Below are 16464 nucleotides of genomic sequence, written 5' to 3' on the forward strand. Positions count from 1 at the left end.
TCTTATGTTCTTAAAGATTTAGATTGCCACGTCATACTTCCTCGCAATGACGGATTTTTTTGCTTCAATATCCTTTTTAGGAGGCGTCGGTGGCGGTTGGCAATAAATTAAACAGGGCAATCCGAAGCGGATTGCCCTGTTTAATTTATATATCTTTTTATACGCTTATCCTATTACCCATAAATTCAACAAGAAACAGCACATAAATACCACGGAGGCGATACCATTGGTAGTCATAAAGGCACGATCTACTTTGCTTAAATCCGTCGGACTCACAATACGGTGCTGATAAATCAGCAACCCGCCATAACAAGCTAGCCCTACATAATAAGGCCAGCTTACGGGTAAATAAAATAAAGGCAGCAAAACGAATACAAAAGAAAGAACATGCAGTAATGTGGAGATCTGCAATGCTTTGGCAGCACCAAACCGTGCCGGAATAGAATGTAGCCCTTGTTCCCGATCAAACAACTCATCTTGCAAGGCATAAATAATATCAAAACCACTTACCCAAGTCAGTACGGCTAAGCCGTAGAAAATCGGAACAATGTGAAACTGCCCTGCCACAGCAAGATATGCCCCTACGGGTGCCAATCCTAAGCCCAATCCGAGTACGAGATGGCATAAAGGAGATATCCGCTTCATGTAGGAATAGAATAATACCACAAAAAGTGCTATTGGAGCTAAAAACAAACAGAGCGGGTTGATGAAATACGTAGCGAGGACGAAGACGACACAATTGATAATCGTAAAACGAAGTGCCTCTTGCGGAGCTACACGCCCTGCCGGTATATCGCGCACTGCCGTACGTGCATTTAGCGCATCGATATCACGATCCAGATAACGATTAAAAGCCATCGCAGCATTGCGAGCCGTCACCATACATACCAACATAAGGGCGAACAATAACCAGTCGAAATGGAACAAGCCCATCGACACCGCCAAGAAGAAACCAATTATAGCAAAGGGCAGCGCGAAAATACTGTGTGCAAAAAGCACAAGGGATAAGTACTTTTTCATATTTATGCCGGCAACACGAATTTTTCATTAATATCACCAATGGTCTTCAACAATTCATCACAGCCTATCTTGGTTTCTGAAGAGGTGAGGAAGTGCGTCGGAATTTCTTCAAACCACTGCTTTAAAGCACGTCGAAATTTGGCAATATTTTGATCAGATTTTACACCAGAATTTTTATCCGCTTTGGTAAATACCAACATGAAAGGAAGTCCATTTTCACCCAGCCAGTAGACGAAATCAAGGTCAATTTTCTGTGGTTCATGGCGGCTATCGATCAGTACAAATACACATTGTAAGGTCTCGCGTTTGGTAAGATACGCTCTAATGAATTTCTCCCAGTCCGCGCGATTTTTTTTCGATGTCTGAGCGAAGCCATAACCTGGAAGATCGACAAGATACCAATTATCGTTAATGACGAAATGATTAATTAGCTGCGTCTTTCCTGGCTTTTGAGAGGTCTTTGCCAAATGCTTACGGCCTGTTATCGCGTTGATAAGAGAAGACTTTCCCACATTGGACCGACCAATAAAGGCATACTCTGGCTTATTAGCCACTGGTAATTTATCAATTTGTGTATTGCTGCAGATGAACTCTGCGGTTTTGATCAACATACGCAAAGGTAGCATTTATCCACGAAATCGGGAGAATGCCTAGTTGGCTGGCCTGTATCTTGAAAAATATCGCGCACGCTGATTTTTTTTGAGTAATTTACACCTCGAAAAAACCAATCTTATCCATGTTAGACATTCGCAACATTGTAAAGCAATACGCCAACCATCGCGCGTTGGACGATGTTTCTCTTTTCGTGCCCGAGGGGCAAATATTTGGTCTATTAGGGCCAAATGGCGCTGGAAAAACTTCTTTGATACGTATCATTAATCAAATCACCGCGCCAGATGCTGGCGAGATTTTCCTTCACGGCGAACGCCTACAGCCAAAGCATATTAGCCGGATAGGTTATTTGCCAGAGGAACGCGGTTTGTACAAGAAGATGGAAATCGGTGAGCAAATGATCTACCTGGCGCAGTTGAAAGGTTTGTCGAAAGAAGAGGCAAAGAAGAAGATTAAATTTTGGTTCGAAAAGCTGGAAATCGAGAGCTGGTGGAAAAAGAAAGTAGAAGACCTGAGTAAAGGAATGCAGCAGAAAGTTCAATTTGTAGCGACGGTGTTGCACGACCCAGAATTGATTATTTTGGATGAACCATTCTCCGGCTTTGATCCGGTTAATGCACAAATTATACAGGAGGAAATCTTAGAATTGAATAAAAAAGGAGCTACGATTATCTACTCCACCCATCGTATGGAGTCGGTAGAGGAGTTATGTGATCACATTGCATTGATCAATAAGTCGAAGAAAATCCTGGACGGCGCAGTCAAAGAAATCAAAGCGAGTCACAAAAACCAAACCTACAGATTGAGCTATACACCTAAAGATTCACTGGAAGCACTACATAGCAACAGCGAGTTATATACCGTGATGGAGAATGCAGAAGATGACGGGGAGCATACGGCCAAAATACAGATCTCTCCGGCTTATAATTTGAACGACGTATTATCATTTCTGATCCCTCAGATCAACATTAACCAGATTTTAGAAATTGTACCTTCTATGAACGATATCTTCATCGAGCAGGTCACTAGTACTAAAAAGTTTTAAGCTTCCGACATGAACAAAATATCACTTATTATACAACGCGAATACCTATCCCGCGTACGCAAAAAATCATTCTTGTTGGTAACCTTTTTGGTTCCCGTTTTCTTTATCGCAATGTATGCAGGGATTTTCTACCTGACCAAGAAGAGCTTTGAGGATACCCATGCAACAGTGTTTGTACTAGACCAACAAGGTGGCATTGGTGAGCAGCTCGAAAATAATCGAAACATCACGTATAGTAAATCCAACGTGGAGTTGCAGGAGCAGATCTCGGAGATTAAAGGCAAAAAAGACAATATCAACATATTGATCATACCGACCGACTTCTACACCAGCAAACGAATTGAGTTTTTATCTTCTGGCAAGCCTAATATGGCTACGCAAAATGAAGTAAAAAGCAATTTGACCGGTATTTTGCAGGCGCATCAATACAGCGAGCTTGGCGTTGATCCTGCGTTGATTCGCGACCTGGATTCCAATATCCGTATCACCGCCAAGGAGTTAACCGATACCGGTGACACTAAAGATAGTGACACACGCGTCGCCATGGTAATATCGATCGCCTTAGCTTTTCTGGTGTATCTATCCTTGTTTTTATACGGCACTCAGGTAATGCGCGGTATTATTGAGGAAAAATCCAGTAGAATTGTGGAAGTCATCATCTCTTCGGTAAAGCCTTTTCAATTGATGATGGGCAAGATTGTAGGAATTGGATTGGTGGGATTGACGCAGTTTCTGCTTTGGGTAATTCTGAGCGCAGGCCTGATCTCTGCTGCTTCTTTATTAATGGACGATCCGAAAGAAATGACCGCAGCGATGCAAACCGGACCCGGCATGGAACAGATAGATATTGCTGAAAATGCGGGAGGTTTTGATTTGCAAGTTGCTTTAGGTTCTATCGATTTTCCGGAGTTATTGATTTGCTTCTTTCTATTTTTCTTAGCGGGATACTTATTGTATAGTGCATTATTTGCGGCTGTAGGATCCGCGGTAGATAGTGAAACAGAAACCAATCAGTTTATGATGCCGATCACGATGCCATTGTTATTGGCTTATGCCTTATCAATTGGCGTTATTATCAATGATCCACATGGCTCGATTGCTACCTGGCTGAGCTTTATTCCATTGACATCACCCATCGCCATGCTGGTACGAATTCCGTTTGATGTGCCACTTTGGCAAATCGTTACGTCGTTCGTATTATTAGTAATTGGCTTCCTCCTGACTACCTGGGTAGCCGCACGCATCTACCGCGTAGGCATCTTGATGTATGGAAAGAAAGCCAGTTTCAAAGAATTGATCAAGTGGTTTAACTATAAGCGATAAATAGGCAACCCAATATAGTAATAAAACGCCCCGATCATTCGAGAATGATCGGGGCGTTTTATTACTAAAAATTAAAGAATCGTTGATTATAGAATTAGAATCAACAATAAGATAATGATGATAATTGCACCTACTGAAAGGTAAACTCCACCACCCAACGCTTTTGATTCTTTTTTCAGCTCCTTCAACTCTTTTTTCATGGCCTTACGTTCCGCTTTGGTCATGTTACTACGATCCATCGATTTGATCTCGTTTACGCGAGTTTCAATCTCAGAAATACGTGCTTCAGTAGCAGGGTCAGCTACCACTTCTTTAGCATTAGGGGCATCGTTTGCCAATACAGGTTGTACGAAGGTAATTGCACAAAAGATGGCAATCATCGAAAAATAAAATTTTGATCTCATAAGGTGTAATTTTTTGATCTAATTATGTTGTCTACGTATGTCTAAACATCAATTAGAATAAAATTGTTTAGCGGAAGCCCAAAGATTTTGAAATTTATAGCATAAAAAAGGGAGACGCTCTTAAGTCTCCCTAATTCCTAACTGTAAATCAGCAGAATATATTTTTAGTAGCTTATAGCTTGTCGGTAGAATTGACAGCATTAAGCTCTTCGAAAGCTTGTTTCAACCGAGCAACAAATGCTTCTTCACCTTTACGTAACCAAACGCGTGGATCGTAGTATTTCTTGTTAGGAGAGTCTGCTCCTTCTGGATTGCCAATCTGAGCTTGTAAGTAATCGTGATTTTTAGATTCATACTGACGTACACCATCCCAGAATGCCCATTGCATATCGGTATCGATATTCATCTTGATCGCTCCATAAGACAGCGCTTCTGTAATCTCTTCAGGAGAAGATCCAGAACCACCATGGAACACAAAGTTCACTGGTTTCTGCGCATCTAGCTTGAATTTATCACGGATAAATTCTTGAGAATTATGTAAGATCACAGGCTGCAATTTCACATTACCTGGTTTATATACTCCGTGTACATTACCAAAAGCAGCCGCTACCGTAAACTTGTCTGAAATTTTGGACAACTCTTCATAAGCATAAGCTACCTCTTCTGGTTGCGTGTATAATTTAGAGCTGTCTACATCTGTATTGTCTACACCATCTTCTTCACCACCTGTAACACCCAACTCGATTTCGATCGTCATACCCAGTGGTTTCATACGCGCTAGGTACTTTGCAGAAATTTCAATATTTTCTTCCAAAGGCTCTTCAGAAAGATCCAACATATGAGATGAAAATAATGGTTTGCCGTGTTGCGCATGGAATTTTTCACCCGCGTCTAGCAATCCGTCGATCCAAGGCAATAATTTTTTTGCTGCGTGATCGGTATGTAAGATAACAGCCACACCATAGTGCTCGGCCAATAAGTGCACATGCTGCGCTGCTGATACAGCTCCTAAGACGCAAGCTTTAAGATCATCGTTATTAGCAGTTTTTCCAGCATAGAACTGTGCGCCACCATTAGACAATTGAATAATCACTGGAGAATTAACAGCTTTTGCTGTCTCCATCACGGCATTCAATGAATTGGTACCAATAATATTAACGGCAGGTAAAGCAAATTTATGCTCCTTCGCTTTCTCGAACAGTTCTTGTACCTGATCTCCTGTCAATACACCTTTAAAATCTTTTAGGCTCATATGTGTTTTGAGATAAATAATTAAAAAAACTTTTGTCTTTAAAGATACGGAAAAATACACAACATAAAAACCATAGTGTAAATTATACACTATCAAAGAAGAGATTTTTTATAACGTACAGACTACTTGTCAGCACGAGTTCATAATTAATATGTACCGCAAGCACGCTCTTTACTTATCCCCAAAATCCTGTATCTTTGTTATTAGATGAAAGTGAATAATTTATTAGAGCGTGCCTTAAAGTTTGACTTCCTTACGCAAGAGGAAGGTGTTTTTCTTTATCATAATGCCCCGACTGCTGACCTGGCTTACGTGGCTAACGAATTGAGAAAAATTCAAGTTCCGCATGGCAAAGTCACCTGGCAGATAGATCGCAATGTAAATACAACAAACGTGTGTATTGCGAATTGCAAGTTTTGCAACTTTTTTCGCCGGCCTGGCCATGCCGATAGTTATATTACGGACATCGAAACCTATAAGCAAAAGATTGAAGAAACTTTCAAATTTGGGGGAGATCAATTACTACTACAAGGTGGCCATCACCCCGATTTAGGATTATCCTTTTACGCTAATATTTTCAAAGAACTCAAATCTCTTTATCCAAATCTGCGCTTACACTCTTTAGGCCCACCTGAGATAGCCCATATTGCTAAGCTCGAAAACCTATCGCATATTGAGGTGCTGCGTTCCCTCAAAGAATCTGGGTTAGACTCCTTGCCAGGTGCCGGAGCAGAAATCTTGAATGATCGGGTTCGTCGGTTAATATCTAAAGGAAAATGTGGCGGACAAGAATGGTTGGATGTGATGCGCGCTGCTCACCAGATTAATCTGCCCACTTCAGCAACCATGATGTTTGGCCATATTGAAACAATTGAAGAACGCTTTGAGCATCTCGTATGGGTACGAGAAGTGCAGCAAGAGAAACCAGAAGGCCATTACGGATTTGTTGCCTTCATACCCTGGCCTTTTCAGGATGATGGAACGCTACTGAAACGCCTACGTGGTATCACCAATGATGTGACGGGTGATGAGTACATACGAATGATTGCCCTCAGTCGGATTATGTTGCCGAATATTAAAAATATTCAAGCTTCTTGGCTCACAGTCGGTAAGCGCACCGCACAGTTGTGTTTGCATGCTGGCGCAAATGACTTCGGATCGATCATGATTGAAGAAAATGTAGTTTCAGCCGCCGGTGCACCGCATCGTTTTACGTCTACTTCTATTCAGGAGTCGATCAAAGAAGCTGGCTTTGAACCGCAATTACGCAACCAAGTCTACGATTTCCGCACCATGCCAGAGCAGATGGAAGTACAGGTGATTGATTACTAATCTACGATCGCTCCCACGTAATCCTATGGTAAGAATAACACTTAAGATAGCTAAGCAATAGCACATACATGTATTAAGTGTACTCAAGCCTTGTGGTCACATGTCTATCAGGCAGTGTTTAATTTTTTACGGGTGAACTCCAATCCCACACATTGGTATCATTATGTGCTAGAAAATGCCATTCCATATTCATCTGCAAAAAAAGATCGATAACTAACTGATTTTCAGATTATATTTTTTTGTAAAAAACTGGTTAAATCTATTTTTCTTATATATTTTTACAAAAAAAAAGACATACCTGCTCAATGGAAAACGTGATGGAAACGATGGAAAAAAGCTTTTTAGAAGATGAGAAGTTATTCAACTTCGACGGACCCGAAGACGACGATAATGAGTTCGACGATGACTTGGATATTGAAGGATTAGATGTGGTTGGTGATGACGATTTCGACGACGACGACAATTTTTAATGGTTTACTAGCAAACACCAAATGCTTCTAGAAAAGACAGGCTAAATTAGCCTGTCTTTTCTATTTAAAAATTTTATCTTTTATGTAGTTGCTCATAAAGATCAATTACTTTCTTCTGCAATTCGATCACTTCTAGCTCACGTGTTTGCAGTCTTTTTCCCAATTCTTTCATCTCCTCCTGAACACCTTTACTTTCTTCCGAATCGGCGTCAGATAGCAACAATACAAGACTAAGCTCGAAAAGGTTTGCTATTTGATTTAAACGAGAAAGGTTAACATCGGTGATACCAGTTTCGATTTTTGAAAACGCCGGAATAGAGATGTCTAGTCTCTTGGCTACATCTTCTTGACTCCAGCCTCGCTGATGTCTTAATAGTCTAATTTTTTTTCCTAATGTGTTCATAGATAAATTTTGTACTCTTTTGTTTATAGCAGATAGAGCAAATTTAACTAAAAAACATAAAACGCAGAAATAAAATAAGGAAATTCTACGTCTCTTTCAAAAATTTATCTGCCAAACTAGCCATATTGACCCCATTATGGGTGTTTGAACTCATAAAAAGCAAGTTATACCCATTAGAACGAAAAGATTCCAAAAAGGATTCTAGCTCACCTATATCGCTGATAATGTGGAAAGATGGGTGATCAAACGCTTTAGCAAGATTGTGCTCTAAAAGATTGGTGGTAATATTTTTTTCTTTATATGAATTTATATTAACAAAAGCGACTGCGTGATCCGACTCTTGCATACTATGCTGATACTGTTTCATAATATCATCTTCGATAGCATCATAAGGATTCAGCTCGATGAAAGTAACCAGTGCTTTGGCAGGAAATTGCTCTTTGATAGCATGAATGCTAGATTTCACCTTCGATGGGCTATGTGCAAAATCCTGATACACCACGCTCCCATTACCACTGGCAACAAACTCCAAATAACGGATGGAACTTTTAAAGTCTTGTATTGCATGATAAAACTCTTTTCGTTTCACACCAAGCCATTCGCATACCGTATACGCACCCACAATATTCGACAGGTTGTGCTTACCAAAAACTTTTAACGGGTACTCGTGTCCACAAACAGATACCGACGTAACGCCTTTATTGATGCTATAATCTGGTAATTTGTAGCCGTGTCTATTGATTTTTAAATCTTTGGTCTCTTCCAAGATTTGATGCAAACTGGCGTTGTCTTTATTATAAATCAACGTTCCTTTTGGAGTGATGCTTTCGATAAACTTACGAAACTGCTGGAAATAATCTTCGCTGGATATAACTGTGCGAAAGCTATCCCATTCAATCCCGGTAATTAAAGCAATATTAGGGCGGTACAGGTGAAATTTAGAACGATTATCCAACGTAGATGCATAATACTCATCTCCTTCGATAATGATTAAAGGACTCGTATTGGTCAGCTTTATCAGAGAATCAAATCCCTCCAGATGTGCTCCTACTAAATAATCAAATTCGACGCCCATCTGTCGCAACACATGCATAATCATGCTCGTGACGGTCGTTTTGCCATAAGTGCCAGCAATGACTACACGTGTTTTATTCACGCTTTGCTCGTACACAAATTCAGGGTATGAATAAATCTTCACCCCCAATTCCCGTGCTTTTTTCAGCTCTGAATTATCTTCTGAGGCATGTTTACCCAAAATAATAGCATCCAGCTCTTCCGTAATTTGATCAGGAAACCATCCCAATTCCTTTGGGAAAAGATGGGCTTTTTCCAAACGTGATTTAGAGGGCTCCACGATCTGATCATCTGATCCGGTGACTTGATGCCCTTGCTCAGCCAGATTAATGGCTAAGTTGTGCATGATACTGCCGCCTATCGCTATAAAATGTACGCGCATATCCTTTTCCTATCCTATCTAGCTATTTTTTACAAACATCGCAGAACACCAACGATCTAACACCTTCTGGTCATTAAAGACCAAACCAACCGATTGCGCCTTTTGTTTTAAAATGTCTAAATCCTCGCCCTCGTAAAAACCTGAAATGTACAGTTTCCCATCAGACGATAAGCTCTCGCTGTAGCTTTCTAACTGATCCAGTAGAATATTCCGATTAATATTAGCCAAGATTACATCAAAAGATTTACCGGCGATCTGTTCTTGAGAACCCAACGCGGCCTCAATCTTAGTAATCTCATTTAGTGCACTGTTTTCCGCCACACTACTCACACAGATCTCATCGTAATCTACCGCAAGAATAGAACTAGCGCCACGTTTGGCTGCGGCAATGGCTAAAATACCGGTACCACATCCCATATCCAGCACTGCTTTTCCGTCCAAGTCGGCGTCTAAGATGTAAGAAAGCATCATAGCCGTGGTCTGGTGATGCCCAGTACCGAAAGACATCTTCGGATCGATTACAATCTCATATTCATACTGAGGTTGTGGGGTATGAAAAGTAGCACGTACGTACAAACGTCCGTCTACCGTAATAGGTTGAAAATTGCTTTCCCACAGCACATTCCAATTCTGTTCCTCCACCTCCTGAACTTCGTAATCTACCTCATACCCTTCTGCCTCGCGAACCAATAGACTCTCTAATGCGGGGATATCTAGATTAGCTGCCGGAATATAGGCTACAAATCCGTCGGTCGTATATTCAAACGTATCGTAGCCTATATCTCCTAATTCAGCGATCAGTAGATCCTTTTGCCAATCCTCGATAGTAGAGGAAGAAAAAGTGACTGATGTATATTTCATATAATATTAAGCATTGAATACCTTCGCGATATCCAAGAAGTCACGCGATTTCAACGATGCGCCACCAATAAGGCCTCCATCGATGTCTTTCTGTGAAAACAAATTTTGTGCATTAGATGGGTTACAACTTCCACCGTATAGAATGGATGTATCTTCAGCAATAGCCTCTCCATATTGCTCTGCTACAGTTTTGCGGATAAATGCATGCACTTCCTGTGCTTGCTCCGGCGAAGCTGTTAACCCTGTACCGATAGCCCATACCGGCTCATATGCCAATACAACGCGCTCGAAATCGGTCGCAGACAGATGGAATAAACCCGCTTCTAGTTGTGTTTTGATCACGTCAAAAAAACGTCCTGATTCACGCTCTTCTTTCGTCTCACCAATACAAAAGATCGGAGTCAACTGATGTTTCAATGCTGCGTTTACTTTCTCTGCCAACAGGGCATCAGTTTCTTTAAAAAAAGCACGACGCTCAGAGTGTCCCAATATCACATGATTGGCGCCAACAGATTTCACCTGTGAAGCAGAAATCTCTCCAGTATAAGCGCCTGACTCTGCTTCATGAATGTTTTGTGCACCAATGTGTACATTGTTGACACCGGAAGAAAGTTTTGCAATACTAGATAAATGAATAGCCGGACTACATACCACTACTTCTTGGGAACCCACTACTTCATCCTTCACCATGTTCACAATTTCTGAGAACAGACTAACACCCTGCTCATAGTCTAAATTCATTTTCCAGTTTCCTGCAACGATATTCTTACGCATAATTTTTATTTTGATAAACTATATAAATATTTTTTTCTTAAATTTTCTGTTAAAGCATGCTGACACTCAAATATACGTGAATCCACAAGATTCATCGTATTAATTTTTTTAGCATCTCTACGTACTAACATGGCAATAAACTTATCCAACTGATAGGCTTCGGATCGCTCGTCGGTAAGCCAGAGAAAGTCAGGCACAAATTTGGGAATAAATCGCGACAAGGCCAGCTGTGCTCCCACTCCAATCACCGTACCGGTTGTAAACCGTGTATGTATCGCGGCCATAGCAAAATCGCCCATAATAAGTCCGCATTTCAGCAACCCCGTATCCCGATAATTTTCGGATGAATAATCATACAAGCGAACATTCTTCCAATCGTTTCGTAGGTTGGAATTGGAAGTACCTGCCCCTAAATTACATCCCTCACCAATGACGGCACAACCCAGATAACCTTCATGTCCTTTAGCAGAATTTCCCCAGATAACCGTATTATTTATTTCACCGCAAACAGTAGCTCCTGGCCCTATGGTTACGTTGGGATACAAACGAGCTCCGGTCTTCACTCGGGCGCCAGCACATATCGCTACCGGCCCTTTGATATACACACCATCTTCAATCACAACGCCTGCTCCAATGTAAACGGGCCCTTCTTCTGTATGAATTGACACACCGCGAAACGATGGTGTCCCCTCTAAAAAGAGTTGATTGCCGTATAATGTATTTCCTTCTGGCAAAGAGACCGCATTAGCAGCATGCTGACCATGTACCAAGTCCGAATTAATCTCGCCCGCATTCGTGAGATAAATATCTTCCGGGTGCTCTATACTTACAATAGATCCGTCAAAGCCTACAACAGTAAAAGCAGATACTATTGCCTCTGTGAAATTGCTCAAATTCAAAGCATGACAGGCAATCCATTCTCCGTCTTTCATCAATACAGAGCCGATTGGCAAATTATTCACCCGCTCCACAAGCTCCCTATCGGGTATAACATTTCCTTTTATGACGTATGCGGAATCAGGGTATTGCGATGCTTTTGTGTATTTCTCGCGCAAATAATCTACAGTGAGGTATGAAATGGATCGACCATTGGTAAGTAAAGACCATTTCTGCGCGATCGTATAAATTCCGACTCTCAAATCAGACACCGGACGAGTAGCCACGAGCGGCAATAACTGTTTTCGCCAGGCCGCATCATCAAATAGAAAAATAGCGTCGATCATAGGGTAAAGATACAAAACTAACGCAGAGCTCGTACATCATCCCAGAGATGCACTCTTTATTGGCTTGGTAACGGCATAAAAAAAAGTCTCGACCTTATCGGTCGAGACTCGTATATGTATAAATATGTCGTGCCAGAAGATTACTTCTTGTTGTAACGGCTACGGAATTTATCGATACGTCCAGCCGTATCAACCAATTTCATTTTACCAGTATAAAATGGGTGTGAGGTATGAGAAATCTCCAATTTGACCAATGGATACTCGTTCCCATCTTCCCAAGTGGTCGTTTCTCTAGTATCTACACAGGATTTTGTAATGAAAGAGTAGTCGTTAGACATGTCTTTAAAAACAACTAATCTGTAGTTTGATGGATGCAAATCTTTTTTCATTTTATCTTATGATTACTTGTATACTCAATAATTGAGGTGCAAAGTTAACGTATTCTCTATATATATTCAAATATTTTGAACAAATATTATTGCTCTATGTTTTAGGCTAACCCGAGTAGCCATACAAAGCAATTTTAAGCCAAAAAAACCCTTAAATTTTCTAAATTTGCACTAGGTTAAAAATAAGAAATAGAAATAATATGGCACTTTCCGCACAGGAACAGCAACGCAGGCAAAATCTTCAGGGTATCATCGATTTAGGTATAAACCCTTATCCTGCGGAGGAGTTTGAGGTCAATGTAACCGCAGCCGATATCACGGAGAATTACGAAAGAGATAAGTTAAACTACAAGAATATTAGTTTTGCAGGACGCATTATGAGCCGCCGCATTATGGGCAGCGCATCGTTCGTAGAGCTTCAAGATTCTACCGGCCGTATCCAGGCGTATGTGAAGCGCGATGATATTTGCTCCGGAGAAGATAAATCCTTATACAACACCGTATTCAAAAAACTGCTAGATATTGGCGACATCGTCGGGATACAAGGATACGTGTTTACCACGCAAACCGGCGAAATCAGTATTCATGTGCAAGCATTGAAAGTACTCACCAAAGCCTTGCGTCCGCTACCTATCGTCAAAGAAGCAGAAGGCAAGATATATGATGCATTCACCGATCCAGAGCAACGTTACCGTATGCGGTACGTGGATTTGATTGTGAATACGCAAACCAAAGAAACCTTTGTAAAGCGCACCAAATTATATAGTGCTATGCGTCAGTTTTTCAATGATGCAGGTTATATGGAAGTAGAAACTCCGGTATTGCAATCCATACCAGGCGGAGCCGCTGCACGCCCATTTGTGACCCATCATAATGCCCTAGATATCCCACTTTATCTACGTATTGCCAATGAATTGTATTTGAAACGTCTGATTGTTGGTGGTTTTGATGGCGTATATGAGTTCTCCAAGAACTTCCGCAACGAAGGTATGGACCGCACGCACAATCCAGAATTCACGGTCATGGAAATCTATGTGGCTTACAAGGATTACCATTGGATGATGAACTTCACCGAGAAATTATTGGAGCATTGTGCTATCGCCGTAAATGGCACTTCTAAAGCCACTTTTGGTGAGCAGACAATTGACTTCAAAGCGCCATTTGTACGCGTTACCATGACGGATGCCATCAAACAGTTCACTGGTTTCGATATCTCTGGAAAATCGGAAGAAGAACTTCGCGAAGCTGCCCGCGGAATGGGAATCGCTGTAAACGACACCATGGGAAAAGGTAAATTGATCGACGAGATTTTTGGAGAGAAATGTGAAGGTAATTTTATCCAACCGACATTCATCACCGATTACCCTATCGAAATGTCGCCACTAACAAAAAAACATCGGGATAACCCGGAGTTGACGGAGCGATTCGAATTGATGGTATGCGGTAAAGAGATTGCCAATGCCTATTCGGAGCTGAATGATCCAATCGATCAGCGCGCGCGTTTTGAAGATCAACTAACCCTTTCGGAGAAAGGTGATGACGAGGCTATGTTTATTGATCAGGACTTTCTACGGGCGTTGGAGTATGGCATGCCGCCTACCTCGGGCCTAGGAATTGGAATGGATCGTTTGATCATGTTTCTAACCAATAACGCTTCGATTCAAGAAGTCTTGTTTTTCCCTCAAATGCGCCCAGAAAAAATAAGTAAGGTATCTACGGAAGAAGAGTTTGCGGCATTGGGAATTCCAGCTGGCTGGGTACCTGTTTTGCAAAAAATGGGTTTTGAAACCATTGAGTCATTGAAAGAAGCGAATCCTAATAAAGTCTTTAACGACTTGGGCGGGATGCGCAAAAAATTGAAATTGGATCTGTCAATGCCTTCGAAAGAAGAAGTGGCGGCATGGTTTGCTGCTGCACAATAAACACGTGCTACTTATTCAATATAATAATAAGGGGAGAACGAAATGTTCTCCCCTTATTATTATTCTTCTACTGGCTTAGCAGTTGTATCTGAAGGCTTTCGCCCTTCTGTCCTTTTTCCGGGTCTACTTCTTCCATAAGACCCTGCAATGATTTTTCCTTTTTTAGTTTTCTTATCACCTTTACCCATAGTTTCTAAAATTTAATGAACATTATGATTTGAACGCTCTATTAGCAATGTATTCATTTTTTGTGAACTACACAAATACAGCGATCCTCCTCCAGCAAACTAACCCTCTAATTAGTAAGTAAAAACGTTATAGATTACGCAGGCCATCAAGCCAATACAGACATCAACGCTCTGATGGTCAACTAGCAAAAATAAAAAATCCCGCTTCCTTTCAGAGCGGGATCCATTATCTAATAGAGAAAAACCTTATCCACGACTATTATAGTTTGGCGCTTCTTTCGTGATTTGAATATTATGTGGATGCGATTCCCGTAAACCAGCACCTGTGATTTTGACGAATTGTGCTTCTTTCAAACGCTCAATATTCTTAGCACCACAGTAACCCATAGATGCGCGCAAGCCACCAATATATTGATATACCACCTCTGCCAATGTTCCTTTGACCGGAACACGACCTACAATACCTTCTGGTACCAATTTTTTAATATCCTCTTCTACGTCCTGGAAGTAACGATCCTTAGAACCCTTTTCCATCGCTTCTACAGAGCCCATTCCACGGTAGGATTTAAATTTCCGACCCTCGTATATAATCGTTTCGCCAGGGGCTTCTTCTACCCCCGCAAATAGAGAACCTGCCATGATGGTACTAGCCCCGGCTGCGATCGCTTTTGCGATATCACCCGTTTGTTTTATACCACCGTCGGCAATTAATGGCACCCCCGTTCCTTCCAATGCTTTGGCCACTTCATATACCGCATATAATTGCGGAACACCTACGCCAGCAATGATCCGGGTAGTACAAATAGATCCTGGACCAATACCCACTTTTACAGCGTCTGCTCCAGCTTCTACCAAATCCTTAGCGGCCTGTCCTGTGGCGATATTACCCACGATCACTTGCAGATTCGGGTAGGCTGCTTTTACCTCTTTCAGCTTATTGATAACGCCCAATGAGTGGCCATGTGCCGTATCAATGGTTACCACGTCTACTCCTGCTTTTACCAAGGCATCCACCCGCTCTATGGTATCCGGCGTAACGCCTACCGCAGCACCAACTAGCAGGCGACCATGCTCATCTTTAGCTGCATTAGGGTAATGTCTGTATTTCTGAATATCTTTAAATGTAATTAGGCCTTTCAAGATGCCATTTTTATCGACAACTGGCAGCTTTTCAATTTTGTAATCGTGCAAGATCTCCTCGGCCCGAATCAGATCAGTTCCTTCTGGCGCCGTCACCAAATTTGTTTTGGTCATCAACTCAGCAATTGGGAGACCCATATCTTTCTGAAAACGAAGATCCCTATTGGTAACGATACCCTGTAATTTCCCATCGGTATCAATCACTGGTATTCCACCAATTTTGTGGTCACGCATGATCTGGAAAGCGTCACCTACGGTGGCATTAATATTTAAAGTAACGGGATCCTGAATCATTCCACTCTCTGAGCGCTTTACCTTACGCACTTCGGCAGCCTGCTCTTGGATGGTCATGTTCTTGTGCAACATACCGATACCGCCAGCTTGCGCAATAGCAATAGCCAGATCAGCACCAGTAACGGTATCCATCGCAGCGGAAACTAATGGAATATTAATTTTGATTTTACGGGTAAGATAGGTACTCGTATCCACGTCGCGAGGTAATATTTCCGAAAAAGCCGGAATTAATAACACATCGTCGTAAGTAAGTCCTTCTGCTACAAATTTGTGTGGGTCTAATTGCATGGGCAAATATCTAAGGGATTTCTATTTGCCAGGCAAAACTACTAAATATTTGATACAATGTCAAAAAA

17 protein-coding genes are annotated in these 16464 nt (G+C 41.5%); 5 read left to right on the forward strand and 12 right to left on the reverse strand.

Translation table 11 applies throughout. From position 1 onward, the window contains the following. Nucleotides 1–165 precede the first annotated feature (165 nt). Nucleotides 166–1020 (reverse strand): 4-hydroxybenzoate octaprenyltransferase, encoded by an 855-nt coding sequence (locus M8998_RS06440; RefSeq protein ID WP_249991505.1) that lies wholly within the window; start codon nucleotides 1018–1020, stop codon nucleotides 166–168. Between the two features lie 2 nt (nucleotides 1021–1022). Continuing rightward, nucleotides 1023–1631: a ribosome biogenesis GTP-binding protein YihA/YsxC gene (yihA, locus tag M8998_RS06445; protein ID WP_249991513.1), complete on the reverse strand. Its 609-nt coding sequence runs from the start codon at nucleotides 1629–1631 to the stop codon at nucleotides 1023–1025. Between the two features lie 125 nt (nucleotides 1632–1756). Here yihA and M8998_RS06450 point away from each other — a divergent pair, with 125 nt between their 5' ends. After that, complete coding sequence (locus tag M8998_RS06450) at nucleotides 1757–2677, forward strand: ABC transporter ATP-binding protein (protein WP_249991516.1); 921 nt, start codon at nucleotides 1757–1759, stop codon at nucleotides 2675–2677. Between the two features lie 9 nt (nucleotides 2678–2686). Beyond that, nucleotides 2687–4000: an ABC transporter permease gene (locus M8998_RS06455; RefSeq protein ID WP_249991518.1), complete on the forward strand. Its 1314-nt coding sequence runs from the start codon at nucleotides 2687–2689 to the stop codon at nucleotides 3998–4000. Between the two features lie 86 nt (nucleotides 4001–4086). On the opposite strand, the gene M8998_RS06460 is transcribed toward M8998_RS06455, so the two are convergent. Then, nucleotides 4087–4404: a hypothetical protein gene (locus tag M8998_RS06460; protein ID WP_249991520.1), complete on the reverse strand. Its 318-nt coding sequence runs from the start codon at nucleotides 4402–4404 to the stop codon at nucleotides 4087–4089. A gap of 172 nt (nucleotides 4405–4576) precedes the next feature. Next, the gene (gene fbaA, locus M8998_RS06465; protein ID WP_249991521.1) at nucleotides 4577–5656 is read right to left on the reverse strand and encodes a class II fructose-bisphosphate aldolase; all 1080 of its coding nucleotides are present in this window, start codon (nucleotides 5654–5656) and stop codon (nucleotides 4577–4579) included. A gap of 207 nt (nucleotides 5657–5863) precedes the next feature. On the opposite strand from fbaA, the gene M8998_RS06470 reads away from it, so the two are divergent. After that, nucleotides 5864–6988, forward strand: a complete 1125-nt coding sequence (locus M8998_RS06470) for a CofH family radical SAM protein (RefSeq protein WP_249991522.1) — start codon at nucleotides 5864–5866, stop codon at nucleotides 6986–6988. 326 nt (nucleotides 6989–7314) lie between these two features. Then, on the forward strand, nucleotides 7315–7458 hold the full coding sequence (locus M8998_RS06475) for a hypothetical protein (RefSeq protein ID WP_249991524.1): 144 nt from the start codon (nucleotides 7315–7317) through the stop codon (nucleotides 7456–7458). Between the two features lie 73 nt (nucleotides 7459–7531). Here the strand turns inward: M8998_RS06475 and M8998_RS06480 are convergent, their stop codons facing one another. The 6 genes from M8998_RS06480 to M8998_RS06505 form a co-directional block, all read right to left on the reverse strand. Beyond that, a complete protein-coding gene (locus M8998_RS06480) occupies nucleotides 7532–7861 on the reverse strand; it encodes a helix-turn-helix domain-containing protein (protein ID WP_249991526.1) in 330 nt (109 codons plus the stop codon). Between the two features lie 85 nt (nucleotides 7862–7946). Further along, entirely contained in the window at nucleotides 7947–9317 is a 1371-nt protein-coding gene (locus tag M8998_RS06485) for a Mur ligase family protein (protein ID WP_249991528.1), read from the reverse strand. Nucleotides 9318–9335: 18 nt separating this feature from the next. Continuing rightward, nucleotides 9336–10178 carry a 50S ribosomal protein L11 methyltransferase gene (gene prmA / locus M8998_RS06490; RefSeq protein WP_249991530.1) on the reverse strand — a complete coding sequence of 281 codons (843 nt, stop codon included), beginning with the start codon at nucleotides 10176–10178 and terminating at the stop codon, nucleotides 9336–9338. 6 nt (nucleotides 10179–10184) lie between these two features. After that, nucleotides 10185–10952, reverse strand: a complete 768-nt coding sequence (gene tpiA, locus M8998_RS06495; RefSeq protein ID WP_249991531.1) for a triose-phosphate isomerase — start codon at nucleotides 10950–10952, stop codon at nucleotides 10185–10187. 5 nt (nucleotides 10953–10957) lie between these two features. Continuing rightward, nucleotides 10958–12175, reverse strand: coding sequence for a putative sugar nucleotidyl transferase (locus tag M8998_RS06500; RefSeq protein WP_249991533.1), 1218 nt, complete (start codon nucleotides 12173–12175; stop codon nucleotides 10958–10960). 140 nt (nucleotides 12176–12315) lie between these two features. Then, complete coding sequence (locus M8998_RS06505; protein WP_284040135.1) at nucleotides 12316–12564, reverse strand: type B 50S ribosomal protein L31; 249 nt, start codon at nucleotides 12562–12564, stop codon at nucleotides 12316–12318. A gap of 200 nt (nucleotides 12565–12764) precedes the next feature. Here M8998_RS06505 and lysS point away from each other — a divergent pair, with 200 nt between their 5' ends. After that, nucleotides 12765–14486, forward strand: coding sequence for a lysine--tRNA ligase (gene lysS, locus M8998_RS06510; protein WP_249991537.1), 1722 nt, complete (start codon nucleotides 12765–12767; stop codon nucleotides 14484–14486). Nucleotides 14487–14545: 59 nt separating this feature from the next. Here the strand turns inward: lysS and M8998_RS16280 are convergent, their stop codons facing one another. Together M8998_RS16280 and guaB are read right to left on the reverse strand one after the other, a co-directional pair. Further along, on the reverse strand, nucleotides 14546–14674 hold the full coding sequence (locus tag M8998_RS16280) for a 30S ribosomal protein THX (RefSeq protein ID WP_349665650.1): 129 nt from the start codon (nucleotides 14672–14674) through the stop codon (nucleotides 14546–14548). A 246-nt stretch (nucleotides 14675–14920) separates the two neighbouring features. After that, a complete protein-coding gene (gene guaB / locus M8998_RS06515; RefSeq protein ID WP_249991539.1) occupies nucleotides 14921–16396 on the reverse strand; it encodes an IMP dehydrogenase in 1476 nt (491 codons plus the stop codon). Nucleotides 16397–16464: the final 68 nt, after the last annotated feature.

The sequence above is a fragment of the Sphingobacterium sp. lm-10 genome, assembly GCF_023554555.1.
GTDB lineage: Bacteria > Bacteroidota > Bacteroidia > Sphingobacteriales > Sphingobacteriaceae > Sphingobacterium.

Coding starts and splice junctions, on each gene's coding strand:
- M8998_RS06440 (WP_249991505.1), bottom strand. CDS start 1,020: ATGAAAAAGTACTTATCCCTTGTGCTTTTTGCACACAGTATTTTCGCG.
- yihA (WP_249991513.1), bottom strand. CDS start 1,631: ATGTTGATCAAAACCGCAGAGTTCATCTGCAGCAATACACAAATTGAT.
- M8998_RS06450 (WP_249991516.1), top strand. CDS start 1,757: ATGTTAGACATTCGCAACATTGTAAAGCAATACGCCAACCATCGCGCG.
- M8998_RS06455 (WP_249991518.1), top strand. CDS start 2,687: ATGAACAAAATATCACTTATTATACAACGCGAATACCTATCCCGCGTA.
- M8998_RS06460 (WP_249991520.1), bottom strand. CDS start 4,404: ATGAGATCAAAATTTTATTTTTCGATGATTGCCATCTTTTGTGCAATT.
- fbaA (WP_249991521.1), bottom strand. CDS start 5,656: ATGAGCCTAAAAGATTTTAAAGGTGTATTGACAGGAGATCAGGTACAA.
- M8998_RS06470 (WP_249991522.1), top strand. CDS start 5,864: ATGAAAGTGAATAATTTATTAGAGCGTGCCTTAAAGTTTGACTTCCTT.
- M8998_RS06475 (WP_249991524.1), top strand. CDS start 7,315: ATGGAAAAAAGCTTTTTAGAAGATGAGAAGTTATTCAACTTCGACGGA.
- M8998_RS06480 (WP_249991526.1), bottom strand. CDS start 7,861: ATGAACACATTAGGAAAAAAAATTAGACTATTAAGACATCAGCGAGGC.
- M8998_RS06485 (WP_249991528.1), bottom strand. CDS start 9,317: ATGCGCGTACATTTTATAGCGATAGGCGGCAGTATCATGCACAACTTA.
- prmA (WP_249991530.1), bottom strand. CDS start 10,178: ATGAAATATACATCAGTCACTTTTTCTTCCTCTACTATCGAGGATTGG.
- tpiA (WP_249991531.1), bottom strand. CDS start 10,952: ATGCGTAAGAATATCGTTGCAGGAAACTGGAAAATGAATTTAGACTAT.
- M8998_RS06500 (WP_249991533.1), bottom strand. CDS start 12,175: ATGATCGACGCTATTTTTCTATTTGATGATGCGGCCTGGCGAAAACAG.
- M8998_RS06505 (WP_284040135.1), bottom strand. CDS start 12,564: ATGAAAAAAGATTTGCATCCATCAAACTACAGATTAGTTGTTTTTAAA.
- lysS (WP_249991537.1), top strand. CDS start 12,765: ATGGCACTTTCCGCACAGGAACAGCAACGCAGGCAAAATCTTCAGGGT.
- M8998_RS16280 (WP_349665650.1), bottom strand. CDS start 14,674: ATGGGTAAAGGTGATAAGAAAACTAAAAAAGGAAAAATCATTGCAGGG.
- guaB (WP_249991539.1), bottom strand. CDS start 16,396: ATGCAATTAGACCCACACAAATTTGTAGCAGAAGGACTTACTTACGAC.